The organism is Brevibacillus sp. FW301-21C12A, from assembly GCF_058788915.1.
Map to the genome: position 1 here is coordinate 1 of NZ_JBYTBG010000100.1, position 2,083 is coordinate 2,083.

The 2,083-nt window shown below is 40.9% G+C and carries 3 protein-coding genes; all 3 read left to right on the forward strand.

All coding sequences use genetic code 11. The annotated features are described in order from the left end of the window. Positions 1-157: 157 nt before the first annotated feature. Entirely contained in the window at positions 158-874 is a 717-nt protein-coding gene (locus AC3WQH_RS25365; protein WP_309479905.1) for an NAD-dependent deacylase, read from the forward strand. 87 nt (positions 875-961) lie between these two features. After that, on the forward strand, positions 962-1,354 hold the full coding sequence (locus AC3WQH_RS25370) for a hypothetical protein (protein ID WP_026558478.1): 393 nt from the start codon (positions 962-964) through the stop codon (positions 1,352-1,354). After that, positions 1,351-2,083: hypothetical protein (locus AC3WQH_RS25375; protein ID WP_492332324.1), on the forward strand; the 733-nt coding region annotated here is incomplete at its 3' end. The genes AC3WQH_RS25370 and AC3WQH_RS25375, both read left to right, overlap by 4 nt.

The window sequence follows — 2,083 nt, forward strand, 5'->3', positions numbered from 1 at the left end:
AAGAAAATGTCTGGGTTGGAAGACCGCTTACGAATCATTCATGGAAGCTCTGTCGCACTTGTCTTGACAATTCGTCTTATAAAAAGAAGCGATCAAATTTTTTACCACTGTTCTGGTAATATGAAACCATAAAGAACATGTAGCGGAGGTGTCATGAATGATTGCAAAATGGCTGAAGGAATCAAGATATACCGTAATTTTTTCGGGTGCAGGCATGAGTACGGAAAGTGGGGTTCCCGACTTTCGATCCCAAAGTGGACTTTGGCATGGAAAAGACCCTCAATCCTTAGCCAGTGTGGAAGCGATGAAATATAACCAGAAAGAATTCATTGATTTTTATCGCATGAGGATTCAAACATTGCAAAACGTCAAACCTCACATTGGATATCGTATTTTGTCATCCTGGGGACAACAGTTTCAAGTAAAATCCATCATTACGCAAAACACGGATGGATTGCATGAACAAGCAGGAAACATTAATGTCATCCCCCTGCACGGGACAATTCAAAAATTGCACTGCCATTCATGCGGGACTATGTACTCAACAGACCGATACGTTGAAAATCATTTGTACTGTACGTGTGGTGGGTTTATCCGCCCCTCTGTCGTGTTGTTTGGAGAGTCATTAGACCCCCACATGTTAGCGGCGGCAGAGAAAGAGACAAAACAATCCGATTTGTTTATTGTTCTTGGCTCTTCACTGGTTGTCTCTCCTGCTAACTCATTTCCAATGATCGCAAAAGAACACGGTGCAAGAGTGGTAATTATCAATCACGATCCGACTCCCTTAGACTCTATCGCTGATGCTGTAATAAACAACCGAAATATCGGTGAAGTATTGAGACTCATTACCGAGGAGTTGTCACTGAACTAAAAAACCCAACTTGGTGATTAATTATTTGATCGGGTCCCTTGATACTTTTTGGTGGAAGACATAAAACGGAAAGGGTGGGGGTGGCTTATGATTTGGATCCTATTCCTATTTATTCTGTTCTTATACCTTTTGTTGAGGCAAGGAAATCAAGCAGTTGATAAATCCTCCTATGTACCAAATCCAAACGGACATTGGGTTAATAAGGGTACGGATTTAGATGAAGAATGGGCATGGTGGGGGCCAGAAACCAATAAGATATCCTTGTATGTGAGTGTCCTTGAAGAAGATGGAGGTTATAAAATTCTCATTAACGATGAATCTCCAAAAAACGCAATTGATTTCATGGATTGCGATGACAAACGAGAAGCAGAGATAGCCGTATCGGTTTTAACTATTTACTATACCGCATTTGGCAATGTTACCGTTTCAGATCTCGTCGGGGTAGATATCAATAAAAATTTGAATGGAGAATGTATATGAACCAACCAAGAGCATATGGAACATTCATCAAACGTGGAGATCATACTTATCGAACAACAGCTTACATCCAGTGGGGGCAGTCTGAGATGTCTATTGGGGCATGTCTTTTGCTTAACCCAGGATCAGCCGATTTCAATAAAATCAATCCTGACTTGATAGAAAAGCTGAATATATCATTCAAAGCGGAAGGTGAAATAACTCCTGATCCGACAATGGATCAATTAATCCTTTTGGTTGAAGAAATCTATGGCAAAGATAAGCCCGTGTCGGGAAGGTTCCATATTTACAACCTTTTCAATCTTCAAAACTCCAAGTCTACGAACGCCGTCGATCAGTTTGAATCTCTCGTCACTTCAGGAGAGTATGACATCACTGCATCATTGATTTCACTACAAGAATTACAAATGCATCCCTGGCTACTTCTCGGTTGGGGCGTTGATCACAAAGCAGGTTGGAAGAACCTTAAACGTATTAAGGAAAAATGGCTAAGCTTAATCGGTCAATCAAAGGTTCCTACTTTCGGAAAAAAACATAAGGATTCCAATAATTATTATCATCCTTGCCCTCTTATCCCTACTCACCGACCAACAATGTTGAACGAACTGCTCTCGTTATATAAACAAAAATTCGGCAAGCAACGTTTTCCAGTCTACGCTGTTTTTCGCAAGTCAAAAATACAGAGAATCGCTGCGGATTTGTGCATAGGCACGGCCAACGCTGAAGATTATG